General features: G+C 60.1%; 12 protein-coding genes. 9 read left to right on the top strand and 3 right to left on the bottom strand.

What is annotated here, in order from left to right; genetic code table 11:
* Positions 1 to 241: 241 nt before the first annotated feature.
* Complete coding sequence (locus FYJ43_RS09070; protein ID WP_154564052.1) at positions 242 to 1,594, bottom strand: MFS transporter; 1,353 nt, start codon at positions 1,592 to 1,594, stop codon at positions 242 to 244.
* A gap of 552 nt (positions 1,595 to 2,146) precedes the next feature.
* On the opposite strand from FYJ43_RS09070, the gene pepN reads away from it, so the two are divergent.
* Positions 2,147 to 4,681 carry an aminopeptidase N gene (gene pepN, locus FYJ43_RS09065; protein WP_154564481.1) on the top strand — a complete coding sequence of 845 codons (2,535 nt, stop codon included), beginning with the start codon at positions 2,147 to 2,149 and terminating at the stop codon, positions 4,679 to 4,681.
* Positions 4,682 to 4,700: 19 nt separating this feature from the next.
* On the opposite strand, the gene FYJ43_RS09060 is transcribed toward pepN, so the two are convergent.
* A complete protein-coding gene (locus FYJ43_RS09060; RefSeq protein ID WP_154564479.1) occupies positions 4,701 to 5,999 on the bottom strand; it encodes an MFS transporter in 1,299 nt (432 codons plus the stop codon).
* Between the two features lie 141 nt (positions 6,000 to 6,140).
* Between FYJ43_RS09060 and purL the strand changes: the two genes are divergently transcribed.
* Complete coding sequence (gene purL, locus FYJ43_RS09055; protein WP_326833520.1) at positions 6,141 to 8,393, top strand: phosphoribosylformylglycinamidine synthase subunit PurL; 2,253 nt, start codon at positions 6,141 to 6,143, stop codon at positions 8,391 to 8,393.
* Positions 8,394 to 8,424: 31 nt separating this feature from the next.
* On the opposite strand, the gene pabB is transcribed toward purL, so the two are convergent.
* Complete coding sequence (gene pabB, locus FYJ43_RS09050) at positions 8,425 to 10,497, bottom strand: aminodeoxychorismate synthase component I (protein WP_326833519.1); 2,073 nt, start codon at positions 10,495 to 10,497, stop codon at positions 8,425 to 8,427.
* 99 nt (positions 10,498 to 10,596) lie between these two features.
* Here pabB and FYJ43_RS09045 point away from each other — a divergent pair, with 99 nt between their 5' ends.
* The 7 genes from FYJ43_RS09045 to FYJ43_RS09015 all read left to right on the top strand — a co-directional run bounded on the left by FYJ43_RS09045 (position 10,597) and on the right by FYJ43_RS09015 (position 18,782).
* On the top strand, positions 10,597 to 11,940 hold the full coding sequence (locus FYJ43_RS09045) for a dipeptidase (RefSeq protein WP_154564048.1): 1,344 nt from the start codon (positions 10,597 to 10,599) through the stop codon (positions 11,938 to 11,940).
* 182 nt (positions 11,941 to 12,122) lie between these two features.
* Positions 12,123 to 13,364 carry an MFS transporter gene (locus tag FYJ43_RS09040; RefSeq protein WP_154564046.1) on the top strand — a complete coding sequence of 414 codons (1,242 nt, stop codon included), beginning with the start codon at positions 12,123 to 12,125 and terminating at the stop codon, positions 13,362 to 13,364.
* A gap of 102 nt (positions 13,365 to 13,466) precedes the next feature.
* On the top strand, positions 13,467 to 14,954 hold the full coding sequence (purF, locus tag FYJ43_RS09035; protein ID WP_326833518.1) for an amidophosphoribosyltransferase: 1,488 nt from the start codon (positions 13,467 to 13,469) through the stop codon (positions 14,952 to 14,954).
* Positions 14,951 to 16,018 (top strand): phosphoribosylformylglycinamidine cyclo-ligase, encoded by a 1,068-nt coding sequence (gene purM / locus FYJ43_RS09030; RefSeq protein ID WP_326833517.1) that lies wholly within the window; start codon positions 14,951 to 14,953, stop codon positions 16,016 to 16,018. Before purF ends, purM begins: the two co-directional genes overlap by 4 nt.
* A gap of 135 nt (positions 16,019 to 16,153) precedes the next feature.
* The gene (locus tag FYJ43_RS09025; protein ID WP_195839969.1) at positions 16,154 to 16,357 is read left to right on the top strand and encodes a DUF3073 domain-containing protein; all 204 of its coding nucleotides are present in this window, start codon (positions 16,154 to 16,156) and stop codon (positions 16,355 to 16,357) included.
* 15 nt (positions 16,358 to 16,372) lie between these two features.
* Entirely contained in the window at positions 16,373 to 17,329 is a 957-nt protein-coding gene (locus FYJ43_RS09020; RefSeq protein WP_154564042.1) for an alpha/beta hydrolase, read from the top strand.
* 145 nt (positions 17,330 to 17,474) lie between these two features.
* Positions 17,475 to 18,782 (top strand): ABC transporter substrate-binding protein, encoded by a 1,308-nt coding sequence (locus FYJ43_RS09015; RefSeq protein ID WP_154564040.1) that lies wholly within the window; start codon positions 17,475 to 17,477, stop codon positions 18,780 to 18,782.
* Positions 18,783 to 18,850 lie beyond the last annotated feature (68 nt).

Genomic DNA, 18,850 nt, shown 5'->3' with positions numbered 1-18,850 from the left:
GGTTGACTGCCTAAAGGAATCGCTGGCTGAGTTGCCGTGATGCCGCTTTTGGCCGCCAGCTCGCCCCGCCAACAGTGAACACGAGACACCCCGATCGGCTCAGTCCCCAGGGGTCTGGCTGCCATCGCCCGCTCTCTACCCGAAGAGGGCGGATTCAGACCCCAATTGCACCCGAGATTGCGATGATCCAAAATGACCGAATCACGCACAGTATTAATGGGAAATCGAGGCATGAATTTCTTTATTCGAGGTTCGCAGGTTGTACGCGTCTGAGATAATATAGGGCTGCGGCGGCTAAGCCCAGAACGATCAACCAAGATGCTCCGTAAGGAATGCTCGAGGTGAGCTGTTTGTTGGTGAATGCCATTGCGACAATTGACGAGGTCAGTGGGACGAACATTGTTGAAGACAGCGATTCAACAATGACTGACGAGCTTGCCATTTCTTCAATGGTGATTCCGTCGGGAATATCTGGGTCTTCAAAGAAGATATTAAGCGTGTCAAGGTAGGTTAGCCCCATGCCTATTCCGGTAACCGTCCATAACGCTACAAAATATAACGTTGGGTAGGAGAGGCGCCATTCGTTCAAGGTAAGAAGGCTAATCGCAAGAGTAGAGGCGATTAACAAGGCCAAGCCAATGGTGGATCTCGTTCGGTAAGTAGCCAGGCTTTTTGTGGGCCTCATTCCGCAAAAGACCCCGAGCAAAGCCCATGCGAGGCCACCTCCGGTAAGGATATAGCCAAGCGACTCGGCATCGGCGTGGTAAATGTCATGTGCCGTCAGGCTGACGAGTTCATTGGCGGAGAAGTAGCTGCCAGTTAAGAAAAACATGCCAGCCAAAGCGGCCCTTCGAGGCGTTCTCTGGGAGAAGGTGTGTGTAGGCATCAGCAAAATAGCAACTCGTCCCAAAAATGCAATGCCAACGAGGAGTAAAACAACCTTAGCTATTCCCCTTAGGGGAAATATGGTGGCGGTTACGCCGAAGATGATGAGAGCAAGGGCCTCATAAGAGATCGGAGTGTCCTTCGTGTTGTCCTCGGACTTCAGGCTAAAAGTAATGGCGAATCTGGCGACCAAAAGCAAGGGTAAGTAGAGCAGCATAGCCCACCGCCACGACAATAGATGTGTGACCCACGCAGCATAGGCTGGGCCAACTATAGAGGCGATAACCCAGCTGGCTGAAGCGAACGCCAGTGTAAGCTGTCGTGCCCGCCCCGATAGCCCGAGTGCTACTGCGCCGACTGACGTCATCGCGAGAATAGAGCCAGCTACGCCCCGTAAGGCTGACCCGATCATGAAAATGAAAATGTTCGGCGCAAGGGCACTCATCAGCGCCCCGAAGACCAGTACTAGAGTGGCGCTAACCAAAAGCTTGGACAGCTGCACCCGGGTGATCGCAGCCGCACCTATTGGCAACCCGGCCATAGTCGCAATGGACGAAATTCCGAGAATCACGCCATAGAGGTTTTGGCTGTTCAAATCCTTCGCCAGGATGGGCAGAATTAACTGGCTCAGATAGCTTTGCATGCCGCCAATCAGTTCAAGGGTGATGACAGCTATAGCAATAAACATGCCAGATTTTCGCGTGCTCAATGCTACGTCCTAACAATGAGGAAGGAGGTTACAGTTGATCTGGCCGATCTGTGTTGGGGCGGAACTGTGACCCAATAATACTGGTTCGTACTGAATGGTTCCCTTTCCAAGATGAAGATCCCCTACCGCGAAGGTGGGTACAACTACGTCGGGTTAACACAGGACGAGGCACCACCAGGCATCCAGCCCGGTAGTGCCTCGTCCAACCCTCGTAGCAAGAACTACACCCACACTCAGCTGTAGGGCTGTATGTGCATTTGTCCTGTCTGTTGGTGATCGGGGAGCGGCCTGGGCCTAGAGGCTGAGCTTTTTGAATTCTTTATCGAACTGGCTGGTGGTTTCGATCTGCCGAGTGTAGGAGGGTGTAGGCGTCCGGCACGCTCGTGCCCAGTCGACGACGTACCCGGCTAACAGTGGTGGAGGCTTTTCATCACAAGAGGCCCCCACCCATGAGTCCACACTGAACGGCGAAGGGCGGCTCTACCCAGACGAATTACTGCCTCTGGATGCTCACGACTCGCGGCGCTGCCCTAGTCTGGTGGCGTGAGTTCGATGAATTTGACCCGCGAGGAAGCCCGTCACCGTTCCGAGATCATCACGGTCGAGAGGTACCACGTCCGCATCGACGTGCGCGGTGCTGACGTTGATGGGGCCACCCACTTTACCTCCAGCACCAGGGTGCGGTTCTCGACCAAAGAGCCCGACACCTTCCTGGACTTGCTCGACGGCGAGATTGAGTCGGTCATCGTCAATGACGAGGAGGTCGAACCGGAGTACGACGGATCGCGTATCCAACTTCACGGACTCCATACCCACCGTAAGAACCTCGTCATCGTCACAGCCAAGCTGCCGTACCAACACACCGGGCAGGGTTTGCACCGTTTCGTCGATCCGGCTGATGACAAGGTGTACCTCTACACCCACTTTGAGGCTGCCGACTCGCGCCGGATGTACGCAGTGTTTGAGCAGCCCGATCTCAAGGCCCATGTCGACTTCGACGTCGTCGCCCCGAATGAATGGCGGGTTGCCTCCAATCAGGTTCACGAGGACCTTCGCCAGGTCGACGGCGGTCTGCTGCACGACTTCGCCCTCACTCCGAGGATGTCAACCTACCTCACCGCCATCGCTGCTGGTCCCTATGTCCGTTTCGAAGACGAGTGGCACTCACATGATGGTTGTGAATCCATTCCGTTGGGCATCTTGGCCCGTGCCTCGCTGGCTGAGTACGTCGACCACGAGGAGATCTTCAAGATCACCAAGCAGGGGTTGACGTTCTACCACCGCGCCTTTGATTACCCCTACCCGTGGGGTAAGTACGACCAGATCTTCGTACCGGAATACAACCTTGGTGCGATGGAGAATCCGGGCTTGGTGACCTTCACCGAAAATTACATCCACCGCGGACCTGCTACTCGGTCTGAGCTCGCAGGCCGCACCAACACCATCCTCCACGAAATGGCCCACATGTGGTTTGGCGACCTCGTCACCCCCAAGTGGTGGGACGATCTGTGGTTAAAGGAGTCTTTTGCCGAATACATGGGCGCTCACGCCTCAGTTGCCGGCACTGAATACCGCGAGGCTTGGACGAACTTCGCTGTCGGACGCAAAGCTTGGGCCTACACTGCTGATCAGCAGTCGACGACCCATCCGATCGTTGCTGACATCGTCGATTTGGAGGCTGCTCGTCAGAACTTTGACGGCATCACCTATGCCAAGGGGGCCTCTGTGCTCAAGCAGTTGGTGTCCCATGTTGGCGTTGAGCAGTTCTTTGGTGCAGCCCGTCAGTACTTCCGCGAATTAGCGTTCTCGTCAGCAACCCTCGACGACCTCATCCGGCACCTTGAGAAGGCTTGTGGACGCGATTTGAAAGCTTGGGTTAACGCATGGCTCAAGACCGCTGGCCCCGACGTCCTCTTGCCGGAGCTGACGATCCGTGACGGCGTTGTGTCCGAGCTGGCCGTGGTGCGCGATTCGGTCGACGTTCGTACCGGCCACGACGTCAATCGGCCCCACACCCTGCGCGTCGGTTTGTACTCTTTGCGTGGTGAGGATCTGGTGCGTACCGACCTTATTGATCTGACCATTTCTTCCCCGCGCACTCCGGTTCCTCAAGCTGCCGGTAAGCCAGCTCCCGACCTCGTGCTCATCAACGACGACGACCTCACCTACGCCAAAGTGCGACTCGGCGCTGCGGGTACGAAGACTGCCCTCGCCCATCTATCGGGTTTGGCCGATCCGTTACCCCGCGCGCTGGTGTGGTCGATGCTATGGAACGCCGTGCGCGACGCCAAACTCAGGGTGCAAGAATATGCCGACGCCGTCGCCTTGCACGGCCCCAAGGAGACCGAACCGGCGATCCTAGCCACCGTGTTGCAGCAGCTTCGAATGGCCGTCGAGACATACTTGCCTGACTCTGCCCGCGACGCAGCACGCCGCGCTGAGGCGGCGCGGGCGTGGCAGGGGCTTGACGAGTCTGAGCCCGGCAGTGACCTGCAGCGCATCTGGGCGGGTCACGCCCTGGCCTTGGCGGCTGCCGATCCTGAGTCGGTGCAGAGGGTTTGTGCCCTGCGTGACGGTGATGTTGCCGGCCTGGTGGTTGACCCGGAGATGAGGTGGCAATCGTGGATGGCACTGGCTGCTGTGGGCCACGCCAGCATTGAAGACCTCGATGCTGAGCTAGAGCGCGACCACACTAAGACCGGTGTCGCTCACCACATGGCTGCCCTTACTGCCCGTCCCGACGATGCTGCCAAGCAGGAAGCCTATCGCCGCCTGCGTACCCCGGGGGAGCTGTCCAATGAGCATTGCTTGGCTCTTATTGACGGTCTGCGTACCCCGCTGGGTGCCCACACGTTTGCTCGTCTCAACGACTCCTACTTCGATGACCTCGAACAGATCTGGCAAGAGTTCCCGATCGAAATGGCTCAACGTTTGGTCGTCGGGTTGTTCCCTGATGGTGACGTCGCGGAGTCTGCCGACCGCTGGTTGGCGAGTCATCAATTGGCGTCGGGTGGTTTGATCCGGATGCTCAAGGAGCGTCGGGACGCGGCGTCTCGTGCCGAGGTTGCCCGTGACTTTAATTGCTGAGAAGGCTCAGGCGGGTTGTTTAGCGGCGACGCTGTGCGACAACCCGCCATTGTCTTGCCAAGGCCTCGTGCCAGGTAGGTATCGTCACCCCGTTGTCCGCCATGATTCGGTAGAGCCGTCGCTGGTTGGTTTCTAACCCAATCAATCCGATGGCGAAAATGATGAGCTGGGTTGACATCGCCCAGCGGAATCCGCTGAGGGTGTAACGCCCGCCGGGGCACAGGACGTCGAGTAGTACGCCGATGATCTCGATTTCCACCAGGCCGAAAATGAATCCGCCGGTAATTGCTACACCCGTGGCGGTGGCCAGCCGGTTGCCGGGCTGGAAGGTGCGGGCTACGTCGAAACCGACGTTGCCGCCCGGTAGAGAGATGCCCAGGCAGATGGTAAGAAGGAAAAGCATCCACAGCGGAGCTGGGCCCGGCCACACCAGAACGACCAACCACGCCAACGCGGAGGCGGCAATCATTCCTTCGATGAGAGTGCCACGCCGGATGGGGTGTCGACTGGTGAGGATGCCCGCTGTCGGTCCGGCAATGGCGTTGGCGATGACGTAGACCGTCATGAGGGTCGAAGCGGTGGCTGTTGAGCGTCCCTCAGCGTGCGTGAGATAGGGCATACCCCACATCAGCGAGAACACGATACCGGCGAAATTTGACGACATATGAGCCCAAAAGGCGAGCCGCGTCGAGGGATGCTTGACGACTTCGGCGACCTGGTGGGGGAGTTGTGTGACGCTGGTGTCGGTACGTTCCGGCTTCACTCCCGGTGGGCTGTCACGGATGAAAAGAACAGCCAACACAGCCGCTAGTGCAGCACCACTCGCTGCCAGGAGGTAGGTGTAACGCCATCCGGCGTCGTTGACCATGGCCACAAGTCCCACCGCTGAGACGACCTGTCCGAACTGGCCGAGCAAACCGGTGAGTTGGGTTAGCAGGGGGATCTGTTTAGCGGGGAACCAGGCTGGCACTAGTCGCACAGCAGCGCCGAAAATGAAGGCGTCACCGCATCCGACGAGGACGCGAGCTAGTACTGCACCGCTGACGCTCCCGGCTAGCGCCATGACGACCTGTCCGATAGTCATAACGATTGATCCGGCGGTAATGACGATCCTCGACCCTAATCGGTCGACGGTGATACCAGCCGGAATCTGGAGCACAGCGTAGACCGCTAGTTGCAGCACCATAAAAGTAGCGACGACGGAGGCAGGGGCGTTGAAATGCTCGGCCGCCGTCAACCCCATGACCCCTAGTGAGGTCCGCTGCATGACCGCAAACCCGTATGCGATCACGGCTGTTACCCACACCACCCATGTCATGGCGACGCGACGATGAGGGGTCGATGGGGTGGTACTCACGTGGCTCATGGTAAGACGTTCTTTTGCTGCGGTTTTCCCCTGAGGAAGGTCTCATCTGTGGTCGAGGCGGCAATGATGACGCTCAACGGCTAGATTTGTCCTGTGGCAGACACAGTGGAGAACGCCGTCAGCACCCCCGACGTCGAGCAGCCTTGGGCTGAGTTGGGGCTGTCCGCCGACGAATACCAGCGCATCCGGGAGATCCTGGGACGCCGCCCGACCGGCGGTGAGCTCGCCATGTACTCGGTGATGTGGTCGGAGCATTGCTCGTATAAGTCTTCGAAGAAGTACCTGCGCCGATTCGGTGATCTTCCTCAGCGGACGCCGCTTGGGCCGCTGCTTGCAGGCATCGGAGATAACGCCGGTGTCGTCGATATCGGCAACGGGCTAGCCGTCACCTTTAAAGCGGAGTCCCACAACCACCCCTCCTATGTTGAGCCTCACCAGGGTGCCGCTACTGGGGTCGGCGGCATCGTCCGCGACATCATGGCGATGGGGGCTCGCCCGGTCGGCGTCATGAATGCCCTTGCCTTTGGCCCGTTAGACGCGCCGGATACCGCACGTGTTCTGCCCGGCGTTGTTTCTGGAATCGCCGACTATGGCAACTGCCTCGGCTTGCCGACGATCGGCGGCCAAACCCTCTTCGACCCCACCTATTACGGCAATCCGCTCGTCAACGCCCTGTGCGTGGGTGTGCTGCGCCACGAAGACCTGCAGTTCGCCAAAGCTTCGGGTGTAGGCAATCTCGTCGTTCTTTTTGGGGCGGCTACGGGTGGTGACGGTATTGGCGGTGCGTCGATTCTGGCGTCGGAGTCCTTCGCTGCGGGAGGCGAGTCAAAGCGACCCAGCGTCCAGGTGGGCGACCCGTTCATGGAGAAGCTCCTCATCGAGTGCACCCTTGATCTTTTTAACGCTGGGGTAGTTGAAGCGCTGCAGGATTTCGGAGCTGCCGGTATTTCGTGCGCTACCTCGGAGCTGGCCAGTGCCGGTGACGGTGGCATGCACGTCGAGCTCGATCGCGTCCCGCTGCGCGACCCGAACCTCGCCCCTGAGGAAATCCTGATGAGCGAGTCTCAGGAGCGGATGGCAGCGGTAGTACGGCCCGATCAGCTCGATCAGTTCATGGAAATCTGCGCCCATTGGGGTGTTGCTGCCACTGTCATCGGTGAGGTCACTGATACCGGTCGCCTTCACATCGATTGGCATGGCGAGCGGATCGTCGACGTCGATCCGCGGACGGTTGCCCATGACGGGCCGGTCCTCGACATGCCAGCTGCACGCCCGTGGTGGATTGACGAGCTCAACCAGAACGACGCTAATGCGTTGCCACGCGACAACTCCGGTGAGGGCCTTGCTGGGGCGCTACTGGCCCTGGTCGGTTCAGCCCAGCTCTGTGACCGTTCGTGGATCACTGATCAGTACGATCGGTTCGTGCGCGGCAATACCGTGCTCGCCCAGCCCAACGATGCCGGCATGATCCGCATCGACGACAACCTCGGTATTGCGCTGTCGTTGGACGCTAATGGCCGGCAGACCACCCTCAACCCGTACCTGGGTGCCCAACTGGCCCTCTGTGAGGCTTACCGGAATGTGGCGGTTTCGGGCGCCACTCCGGTGGCCGTCACCGACTGCCTGAATTATGGCTCCCCGTACGATCCCGACGTCATGTGGCAATTTGACGAGACCGTCCTTGGCCTGGTTGATGGGTGCCGTGAGCTCGGGGTGCCTGTGACGGGGGGTAACGTCTCCCTGCACAACCGCACCGGGGATGAGTCGATCCGTCCTACGCCGTTGGTTGGTGTGCTCGGTGTGATTGACGATGTGCACCGTCGCATTCCGTCGGCGTTTGCTCATGACGGTGACGCCGTTGTGCTGCTGGGAACGACAAAGCGCGAGTTCGGCGGGTCGGTTTACGAGGACGTCATCCACGCGGGCCACCTCGGGGGTATGCCTCCGATGCCCGACTTGAACGCCGAGAAGGCGTTGGCTGCGGTCATGGTTGAAGCGTCGAAGCGTGGTTTGTTGTCGAGTGCGCACGATCTGTCTGACGGTGGTTTGGCCCAGGCTCTTGTGGAGAGCTGTTTGCAGGGGGGGCTTGGCGTATCAGTGAGCCTGCCTGACGGTGAGCCTTCGGTGACGTTGTTCTCTGAGACTCCGGCACGGGCGGTCGTCTCACTGTGCGGTAATGGATACCGCGAATTCAAGGAGCTGTGCCAGAAACACGGCGTGCCATGTGAGCGTATTGGTGAAGTTATCGATCACGGCGAATTTGAAGTCAACGGTTTATTTAGTCTTCCTCTTGAGGAGATCGAGCGAACCTGGCGCAAGCCGATTCCGGCGGTGATGGGGGAGTAAGGGGAGCGTCTGCCGTCTGGGCGAACGTGTGTTAATCGGTTGTCGTCAGGCGGCCCTGAACGGCTTGTGCGAGCGCAGCTAGCGGTGCTGCCGCTTTGAGGTTCTTCTCACACCATTCCTCATCGGGCGCAGATGCGGCGACAATTGCGCCGCCGGAACCGACTGATACCTGCGACCCGGCCACGACGAGGGTCCGGATCACGATACTGAGATCGGCGGTGCGATCGAATCCGAGATACCCCAGTATCCCCGAGTAAATACCCCTAGCACCGGCCTCCACATCGTCCAGGATTTCCACGGATCGTTCTTTAGGTGCCCCGGTCATCGATCCGCCAGGAAACGTCGCACGCAACACGTCGACCAATCCGACGTTCTCGCGCAGCCGTCCACGTACCGTGGTCACCATTTGGTGCACCGTCGCATACGATTCGATGGCCATGAGAGCTGGCACGTCCACCGTGCCTGGTTCGCACACCCGTGATAGGTCATTGCGTACCAGATCGACGATCATGAGGTTTTCGGCACGGTTTTTCGCATCGGTACGTAGATCGACGACGCGTTGGGCGTCTGCTACCGGATCGTCACAGCGAGCCATCGTTCCCTTGATCGGCTTCGACTCGGCCACGCCATCGCGAACCGTCAAGAAGCGTTCGGGTGACGACGAACACACCTCCACATTCGAGCTCCTGAACCGCAGATATGCCCCGTAGGGTGCTGGGTTTCGACGCCGTAGTGCGCGGTACAGCTGCCAGCCGTCTACCTCGCATTGTGCGGTCCACGTGTCGGTGAGACAGCCCTCGTACGAGTCGCCGAGCGCCAGCGCCCGCTGAATTGCGAGGATTCGGTTCTGGTATGCCGTTGTGCTGAGCCGCCACGACCCTTCCACGGGTGTGACGGCTGGTGGTACCGGCCCTTCGTCGCATTCTCGCCGTGCCACCAACGCAGCCTTGAGCGTGTCTAGCAAATCAGCGTTGCGGTTGGGTGTGTCGCGGTCCACCAAGGCCATGAGATAGGCGCGCTGCTGGTCGTGGTCGTACACGATCCAGCTCGCTGGACGCAGCCACATAGCGTCGGGAAGTTCACTGTCGTGGGTATTAGGGCCCAAGGTCAGCGCTTTGCATTCATAGCCGAGGAAGCCGACGTAGCCACCCGTGAACGGCACGTCGGCCAGTTCCGGGTCCGTGCGTGATAGTCCATCTGCAAGACGGCGTTCCAAGAAATTCAGCACATCACCAGACTGCGAGCGTCCGTTGACTGTCAACGTATGTGTGGTGACGTCGTAACTCACAAGCTCGGACGCTGTCCCCGACGTCGTGCCCATGACACTCCAGCGGCCCGTGTCACGACGCGTGGCAGCCGAGTCCAACCAGAAGCCGTCACCGTCGCCCGCGAGGCGGCTAAAAGTGGCTTCTTCGTCGAGGTTGATGTCTACCACTCGGTGGTGAATTTTCCACCGTGGCGTAGTCCGGGGACACTTTTGTGACTCGATGATGCTCGGTTCGTGTTTTTTATGCACGCGCGGCTGGCCGCCGATGGCCAGGAAGTTCCTCACTAACTGGTGCCCGACCTGCGTCATGATCGATTCTGGGTGAAACTGCACACCCCAGTGCGGTCGGTCGGCAACCTTGATTGCCATGACGGCCCCGTCCTCGGCGCGGGCCTGTTCGATGAGTTGGTTGCCTAATGCTGTCAGGCACAGCGAGTGGTAACGAGTGGCCTGGAAGTCTTGTGGCAATCCGGTGAAGATGCCGTGTCCACAGTGATGGATCTGGCTCACGATGCCGTGATGGGGCACAATAGCCTGCAATTGGGCACCGTGACGCACCCCAAGGCCTTGATGACCCAGACATACCCCAAGCAGTGGGAGCTCAGCAGAGGCGTCGATGATCTGGCCCGCAATGGCGAAATCCTCGTCGTTGAGAGGGGAGCCGGGGCCTGGCCCGATGACCACATGATCGAATTCGCCGTCGATCAACCGGTGGAAGATTCCCTCCCGCTCGACGTCCTCGGGCTGGACCACCACTGGCGCGACGCCGCCAACCTCGGCGAGCAGGTGTGCGAGGTTGAATGTGAACGAATCGTGATTGTCAATGAGCAGGATCACGTGGGTTTTCTCCCCCTGGGATTTCCGTACGGCTTTTCGTGGCGTCGTGAAGGATCTTTGGTGTCGGCAAACGAGGGCTCGCGCTCCTACACTTTGACCATGGATCCTTCGCATATTCTCAAAGATCTGTCTGCCAAGGTTGATGCTGGCTTCGACGATGCCGTCGAGCAGCTGACCCGCCATGTGGCAATCAGGTCGGTCAGCTCCCAGCGGCCCGACGACGTGAAGTCCGGAGCCGAGTTTATTGCGGCTGCGGCCAAAGATGCTGGCGCCTCCGACGTCACTGTCGTGACTGAGAACGACGGCCTGCCCGCCGTCATTGCTCACTGGCCGGCGCCTGAGGGCCAACCCACTGTCCTGCTGTACTCCCACGGTGACGTTCAGCCCACCGGAAACCTCGATGACTGGCACACTGATCCCTTCGCCGCCACGATGAAGGGGGAGCGGCTCTACGGCCGTGGCACCGCCGACGACAAAGGTGGCGTCGCCGCCCATCTAGCCGCCATACGTGCCTTGGACGGCAAACCCCCGGTAGGCGTCACCCTCTTTGTCGAAGGTGAGGAAGAGATCGGGTCATCGTCTATGGAGGCCATTATTGCCAACCACAAGGACGCGCTGGCTGCTGACGTCATCGTCGTCGCCGACTCGGTCAACTGGGAGCAGGGCGTCCCTTCTGTGACGACCACCTTGCGCGGTGTTGTCGACTGCGTCGTCGAGGTCTCCACGCTCGACCATGCCCTGCATTCTGGCCAATTCGGTGGCATCGTTCCTGACGCCTTGACTACCCTATGCCGCCTCATCGCAACCTTGCACGACGAGACTGGAGAGGTCGCCGTTGACGGGTTGCAAGGGTTCGCAGGCCCCGAACTGGATTACCCGGAGGATCGTTTGCGTGAGGAGACCGGCGTCCTAGACGGTGTCCAGTGGGTTGGGCAAGGCCGTGCAGTCGAAAAGATGTGGACTAAGCCGTCCGTGACTGTTATCGCTATTGACGCGACCCCGGTCAAGGACGCCATCAACGTTCTTCCCGCGAGCGCGCGGGCCAAAATCAGCCTGCGAGTTGCTCCGGGGCAAGACGCTGGTGAGGCCCTCGACGCCCTCGTCAAGCACCTGGAGTCTCACGTCGAGTTTGGCGCTCATATCACGGTGACTCGTGGCCAGTTGGGTCAACCGGGCGTGGTTCCTCTCACCGGTGACAAGGCAGAGGTTGCCAAGCAGGCGTTCGCACTGGCCTGGGGCCAGGAGCCTGTCGAGATGGGTACTGGTGGCGCTATCCCACTAGTGACCGACTTGCAGAATGCGTTCCCACAGGCGACGGTCTTAGTGACTGCCGTTACTGACCCGGATTCGCGTATGCACGGTATCGACGAGTCCTTGCATCTTGGAGATTTCCGTCGGGCGATCCTCACTGAGGCCCTCATGCTCGCCAGTCTCGCCGAGTGAGTAACGATCATTCCCACGGCGTTCCCGGGTAGAATGGCCCTGCCGTTGGCTAAGCCGACCGGCAGGGCCTGGGACGTCCAGCGGGGGAGCTTCCCCATATGCGTGACGATCATCGGGATTCGCGCCAGAAGGGTGGGCAGGCGCGGACGCAGCGTTGTCCCCGTCTTTGAGAGGTCTGCCCCATGCCCTCTGGTTCCGTGAGCTATCGAACCCTGTTTTCGCTGCCTGGCAGAACGTTCGTCACCGTCGCTGCTCTGGCCCGTTTGCCTCTCGCCATGAGTCAATTGGGCACCCTGCTTTTGGTGTCAAGCCCGCAGGTATCGGGACGATTGGGCCCCGGCGGGCTAGCTGCCGGCATGGTTGCGTTGGCGATCGCTGCCGGTTCCCCGTTTTTTGGCGCTCTGACCGACCGCTACGGTCAGCGCACGGTGCTGCTTGTTCAGTCCCTCATCGGAGGGGCCGTCCTTATCGCGGAAGGGTTGGCCGCGTTGGCGGGCGCTTCATGGCCGGTGGTGGCTGCGATTGGTGGTTTAGCGGGGTTTTTCTTGCCGCAGATTGGCACGATGGCCAGGGTGCGCTGGCGCGCTATCGGTGCGGAGAATCCCGCGATAGAGGCAGGGATCCTCGAGACCTCTTTTGCCTGGGAGGGCGCTGTAGATGAAGCCTCTTTTGCTCTCGGCCCGGCTGCAGTGGGAGTTCTCGCGGTGCTTGCCGGCCCCATTCCGGGGCTTATCGTGGCTGGCGCCATGTTGCTGGTCTTGGGGAGCTGGTTTGCCGTAGACCCAACGTCACGGCTGGTGCCGGGCCGTCGGCAAGAGGGTACTACCACACGATCGCGGCAGGGTCGCAACATTCCCGGCCCGCTGTTCACTGCTGGTGTTGTGGCCACCAGCGTTGGCATGGTTTTTATGGGCATGGTCTTCGGATCGGTGCAGACCGGTACGACCAGTCTTGCCACACAGGCGGGGCGTCCGGGTCTTGCGGGCCTCTTCCACGCCCTGCTGTCGGTGGGCAGCGCTGCTGCCGGACTGGCGCTGCCAAGGCTGGCTCATCATCTTGGGTTGGCGACGCGGTGGCGCCTCTTCGCCGCCGGATTAGCCGTCTTCGCCGTACCGTTGCTGCTTGTTGACCGCCTTGGACCGCTCGCGCCGGTCCTCATCATCCTCGGCATGGCAGCGGCACCGTACATGATCACCTTGTTCAGCGTGGCGGAGCGGTCGGCGTCTCCTGGGCGGATCGGAACGGTTATGACGTTGCTGGCCGCTACGAACAGTTTGGGATACGCCTTCGGGACGACTCTCGCCGGGCGTCTTGCCGACTGGGGCGGGCCGACGCCGGCCTATGGGGTGACGGTGGGAGTTGGCGTGGCGGCGACCCTGTTGGCCCTTCCGGTGGCCCGCAGGGTGGCTTCGACGAGGGACTGACGATGGGTTGACGCACCTGTACGGCCTAGGACGAGGCTCGGTGACCCGCACATTCTGTGAGCCCCGTCCCTCGATGTGCCCGATCTGCGGTAGCGTGTTCATGTGCTGCGCGCAGACGGAAGGCTTACCGCAGATCTCAACCCTCAGGACCACGGACCCCAAGACGCTTGTGGCGTTATTGGGATCTATGCTCCCGGTGAGGAGGTCTCTAAACTCACCTATTTCGGCATGTATGCCCTGCAACACCGTGGCCAGGAGTCAGCTGGCATGGCGGTGTCAGACGGTCGCCGAATGATGGTCTTCAAGGACATGGGGTTGGTGTCTCAGGTCTTTGATGAGGCCACCTTGAACTCACTTCAGGGGCATATGGCGGTTGGGCATACCCGATATTCGACGACTGGTGCGAGTATCTGGGATAACGCCCAGCCAACATTCCGTTCGCGTCGGGGGGGTGGTGGGCTGGCCTTGGCTCATAACGGCAACCTCACCAACACTGACGCCCTCGAAGCTCTCGTCGCTGAGCGTGCCCCCGACACCAAGGTTCCGCATAAGGATCGGATGGATTCCAGCAACGACACGTCGCTGATAACCGCCCTTATGACCACCTACGAGGGCACTCTTGAGGAGGTAGCTACCCAGGTCTTGCCGCACCTCCAAGGTGCCTTCAGCCTCGTCTTTATGGACGATCACACCCTGTGCGCCGCGCGTGACCCGCAAGGCATCCGGCCACTGGTGCTTGGGCGTCTGTCTAGCGGCTGGGTGGTTGCCTCTGAAACTGCGGCCATCGACATCGTGGGAGGCACCTTCGTCCGTGAGATCGAGCCAGGCGAAATGATCGCCATTGATGCTGCTGGGTTACGCACTAGCCGATTCGCTGACGCCCACCCCAAAGGGTGCATCTTTGAATATGTGTACTTGGCGCGGCCAGACACCGTTATCGCTGGACGACGCATCCACAACGTCCGCGTCAAGATTGGAAAGATCCTCGCTCAAGAACACCCTGCCGACGCCGATCTCGTCATTCCAGTGCCGGAATCTGGCACCCCAGCGGCTATTGGCTATGCCGACGAGTCCGGCATCCCCTATGGCATGGGTCTGGTCAAAAATTCCTACGTAGGCCGGACTTTCATTCAGCCGTCTCAGACTTTGCGCAATCTGGGTATTCGGCTCAAGCTCAACCCGTTGCGTGACGTCATTGAGGGCCGCCGCATCGTCGTCGTCGACGATTCCATCGTGCGTGGCAATACCCAGCGTCAGCTCGTCCGAATGCTGCGTGAGGCTGGCGCAGCCGAGGTACACGTGCGTATCTCGTCTCCGCCAGTGCAGTGGCCTTGCTTCTACGGCATCGACTTTGCCACCCGCGCCCAGCTCATCGCCCCAGGCCTTGACGTCGAGGACATCTGCCGGTCTATCGGAGCTGACTCGCTTGGCTATGTCAGCCTTGATGGCCTCGTCCGTGCCACCCACGTCGGCGCCGACAACCTTTGTCGGGCCTGCTTTGACGGCGTCTATCCCGTACAAGTGCCCGCATCGGCGCGAGCCGTGCTGGCTGACGCTACCCACACCAACCCACACCAGGAGCAGCAGTGAGCAACGAGTCCGCCTACGCCCGTGCCGGAGTCGACATTGAGGCTGGTGAACGTGCCGTCGACCTCATGAAGGCTCATGTGGCGGCCACCCGTCGCCCTGAGGTCCTTGGTGGCCTGGGCGGTTTCGCTGGCTTTTTCGACGCCTCAGCGTTACACACATACCGTTATCCGGTGCTGGCTACCTCAACTGATGGGGTTGGCACCAAGGTGGCTATTGCTCAGGCTATGGGCGTCCACGACACCATCGGGTTCGACCTCGTCGGTATGCTCGTCGACGACCTCGTCGTGGTGGGTGCCGAGCCGTGGTTCGTTACCGACTACATCGCGTGCGGTCATGTCGACCCTGACCGGATCGCCAATGTTGTCAAGGGTATTGCTGAAGCCTGTACCAAGGCTGGCTGTTCCCTGTTGGGTGGAGAAACAGCTGAGCACCCGGGTCTGTTGGCCGACGAGGAGTATGACGTCGCAGGGGCTACAACGGGTGCCGTCGAGCGCGACGAGATCCTTGGCCCGCAGCGAGTACGTGACGGTGACGCCCTGCTAGCTGTGGCGTCGTCGGGCCTGCATTCCAATGGTTACTCCTTGGTTCGCAAGGTGCTGCTGTCCGACGCTGGTTGGTCTTTGGACCGTCATGTCGACGAGTTGGGTCGCACCCTTGGCGAGGAGCTGCTGGAGCCTACGACAGTGTATGCGGCTGATGTGCTGGCTCTCATCCGTCAGGTCGAGGTGCACGCCATGAGCCACGTCACAGGAGGCGGGCTAGCTAACAACCTAGCTCGTGTCATACCTGACGACCTCGTTGCCACCGTCGACCGGTCCACCTGGACTCCCGCTGCGATCTTCGACCTCGTTCAGCAGGTGGGAAGTGTCTCACAACCTGATATTGAGGCGACCCTCAATATGGGGGTTGGGATGGTCGTCGTCATGCCTGACGCGAACATCTCCGCGGCCGTTGATCTGCTTGCGGAACGTGGCCTTTCCGCGTGGCCGTGCGGTCATGTTTCCCATCGTGACGGGGCAGATGAGCCGGGGGCTGTGCTGGTTTCGAGTCATCCTCGTCGCTGAAAAATTCCTCCAAAAACACAACTTGCGGTGGCTCACTTTGGTACGTAGGTCATCGCTCGGGTAGCCTGTGCTCCACGACAGTTGATGATTTTGGGCGGCAATGCCGCTATTGATGAAGCGAGGGGGTCGACCCATATGGGGCGCGGCCGTGCAAAGGCGAAACAGACCAAGGTTGCCCGCGATTTGAAGTATCGCTCGGTGAACATGGATCTCGAGTCACTGGAGCGAGAGCTGAGAGGCGAGAACCGTCAGCAGGAGGATCCTCATGACGAGGACGGCCTGTCAGACGAGTACGCAGATCTGGCTGAGAAGTACGCCCACTACGGCGAGGACGACTGAGTCGGTCATGCGGCCATGAGGTGGCTGAACGACCCCCTGCTCGACGGGTTTGAATATGCTCGCATTGGGCTCCCACATGCAGCCAAGACTGTTGGGGATCCTGACGGGCTTCTGACCGCGAGTGTGGTCCGCCGTCGTGAGCCACGTCATGGTCGCGCCATGCTCTACGTCCACGGCTGGTCGGACTGCTTCTACCAAGCCCACCTAGCCGAGGCAGTGGAGAGCTGGGGATACGACTTCCTTGGACTCGATCTGCGCCGGTATGGGCGAAATCTCGTTCCTGGTCAGATGGCCGGCTGGGTTCGTGACCTCGCCGAATACGACGAGGAAATCGGCGCTGCGGTGTCACTGCTGCGTGCCGATCACGACTCGGTGACGGTGATGGGCCACTCCACAGGGGGGCTCATTGTCCCCTTGTGGGTGAGTCGCCATCCGGGGCGGGTTGACGGGGTTATTCTCAACTCCCCGTGGATTGACCTTCAAGGGTCGTTCTTGACCCGGGCTCTGGCAGGACCGTTAGCTCGGTCAGTTCGTGTCGCTGAGCCTACGACCGTCCTTCCTATTCCGTCTCGGGATAATTTCGGTCACTCAATTCGCCGGGAGTTTGGTGGCGAGTGGGACGTTCCGCAGGTCAAGGACCCGCCATGGGCTCCTTTCCTCACTCGAGCCGGCTGGTTGGCGGCCATCCTTGATGGTCATCAGAAGGTGGCTCAGGGGCTTCATATTGATGTCCCGCTATTAGTGCTTATTTCCGCTCGCAGTGACCTTTCAGCGACGTGGAAGCCGCCGATGAAAACCGCTGACACCGTCCTCGATGTTGATCGGCTGGCTCGCGCATCTGTCAACCTTGGCCGTCATCTCACTCTGGTCCGTGTCCAGGGTGGACTCCACGACTTGGTGCTTTCCGCTCCGCCGGTGCGGGCCAGTGTTTTCGCGGAAATGGAGCGCTGGGTTGGTGGCTATCTGGCGTAATAGCTCACATCCGATGCGTTTTTGGACGTCGTTAACATTTTTGTGACACACTTCCAGTACTGGGCACCGTCGTCCAGCAGGTACAGATCGACACGGCATGGGCGCCGAGGGATGGCGGTCTGACCGAACCACACGGAGGTTTGGAATGTACGCGAAGAAAATCGCAGCTCTCGCGACGGCATCGATGCTTGTCTTGGCTGGCTGCACGTCCACATCGACTGACGAGGGTGGCAGCAACGAGTCGACGACGTCCTCGTCGACCCCCAAGGCTGGTGGTGCCGGCGGAGAGGTCGGCGTGTTCACGTGGTGGGCAGACGGCTCCGAGGCAAAAGGGTTGCAAGCTCTCGAGAAGTCGTTTGCTGAAAAGTACCCGAACGACACGTTCAAGAATCTCGCCGTTGCTGGCGGATCGGGGTCGAACGCCAAAGCCAAGTTGGCTTCCGATCTGAAAAACGGCAACCCGCCGGGGTCCTTCCAGGGCCACGCTGGAGCTGAGCTGACCGACTACATCGACAATGAGCAGATTGATCCGGTCGACGGGATCATCAAGGAACTCGGCGGCGAGTCGGTCTTCCCGAAGACGCTGACTGATCGCCTGACCGTCGATGGCCACATCTACTCGGTGCCAGTTGACATCCACCGCGCCAACGTGGTGTGGGCCAATTCCGCGCTGCTCAAGAAGGCTGGCGTCACTAAGACCCCGACAGACGTCAAAGGCTGGATCGCCGACATGGAGAAGGTGAAGGCCTCCGGCGTCGCGACCCCGTTGTCGATCGGCGGCACTTGGACTCAAACTGAGCTGTTCGAATCGATTCTGGCTGCCGATCTGGGGGCTGATGGCTACAACAAGCTCTTCACCCCTGACGGCGCATGGGACAGTCCTGAGGTGAAGGCGGCTATCGAGGATTACAAGAAGGTCCTCACTTTCACCAATACCGCCTCCGACGGTGACGACTGGCCAGCTGCTACCGACATGGTTGCATCCGGCAAGGCTGCCTATAACGTCATGGGGGACTGGGCGGTTGCTGAGTTCGATATGAAGGGTAAGAAATACAACACCGATTACACTGCCTTCCCGGTGCCTGGCAAGGAGATCGTCTACGACTTCTTGGCCGACTCTTTCACCCTGCCTACCGGTACCAAGAACCCAGAGGCCACCAAGGACTGGTTGCGCTTTGTTGGTTCGGCGGACGCACAGTCGACCTTTAACAAGATTAAGGGGTCTATCCCGGCTCGCACTGACGTCAAGCCCGACGGCTTCAGCATCTACCAGCAGGACGCCATGAAGGACTTCAAAGAGGTGCCGATTGTCTCGTCGATTGCTCACGGCGCAGCTGTGTCGTTGGCCTGGAGCTCCGAAATTAACACTGCGATGAGCAAGTTCTACCAAGACAAGAACACCGACAACCTGGCCTCCTCACTGGCGGGTGCACACGACAAGTACGGCAAGTGAGCTACGTGCCCCCGGCATGAGATTCGCGAGACGAGTCTCATGCCGGAAGGCATAGACCTTGACGCCGT

Origin of the sequence: Cutibacterium porci (assembly GCF_009696315.1) — a bacterium.
GTDB classification, from domain to species: Bacteria; Actinomycetota; Actinomycetes; order Propionibacteriales; family Propionibacteriaceae; genus Cutibacterium; species Cutibacterium porci.
The sequence above is the reverse complement of the archived record's forward strand: the minus strand, read 5'-3'. Positions and strand labels throughout refer to the sequence as shown.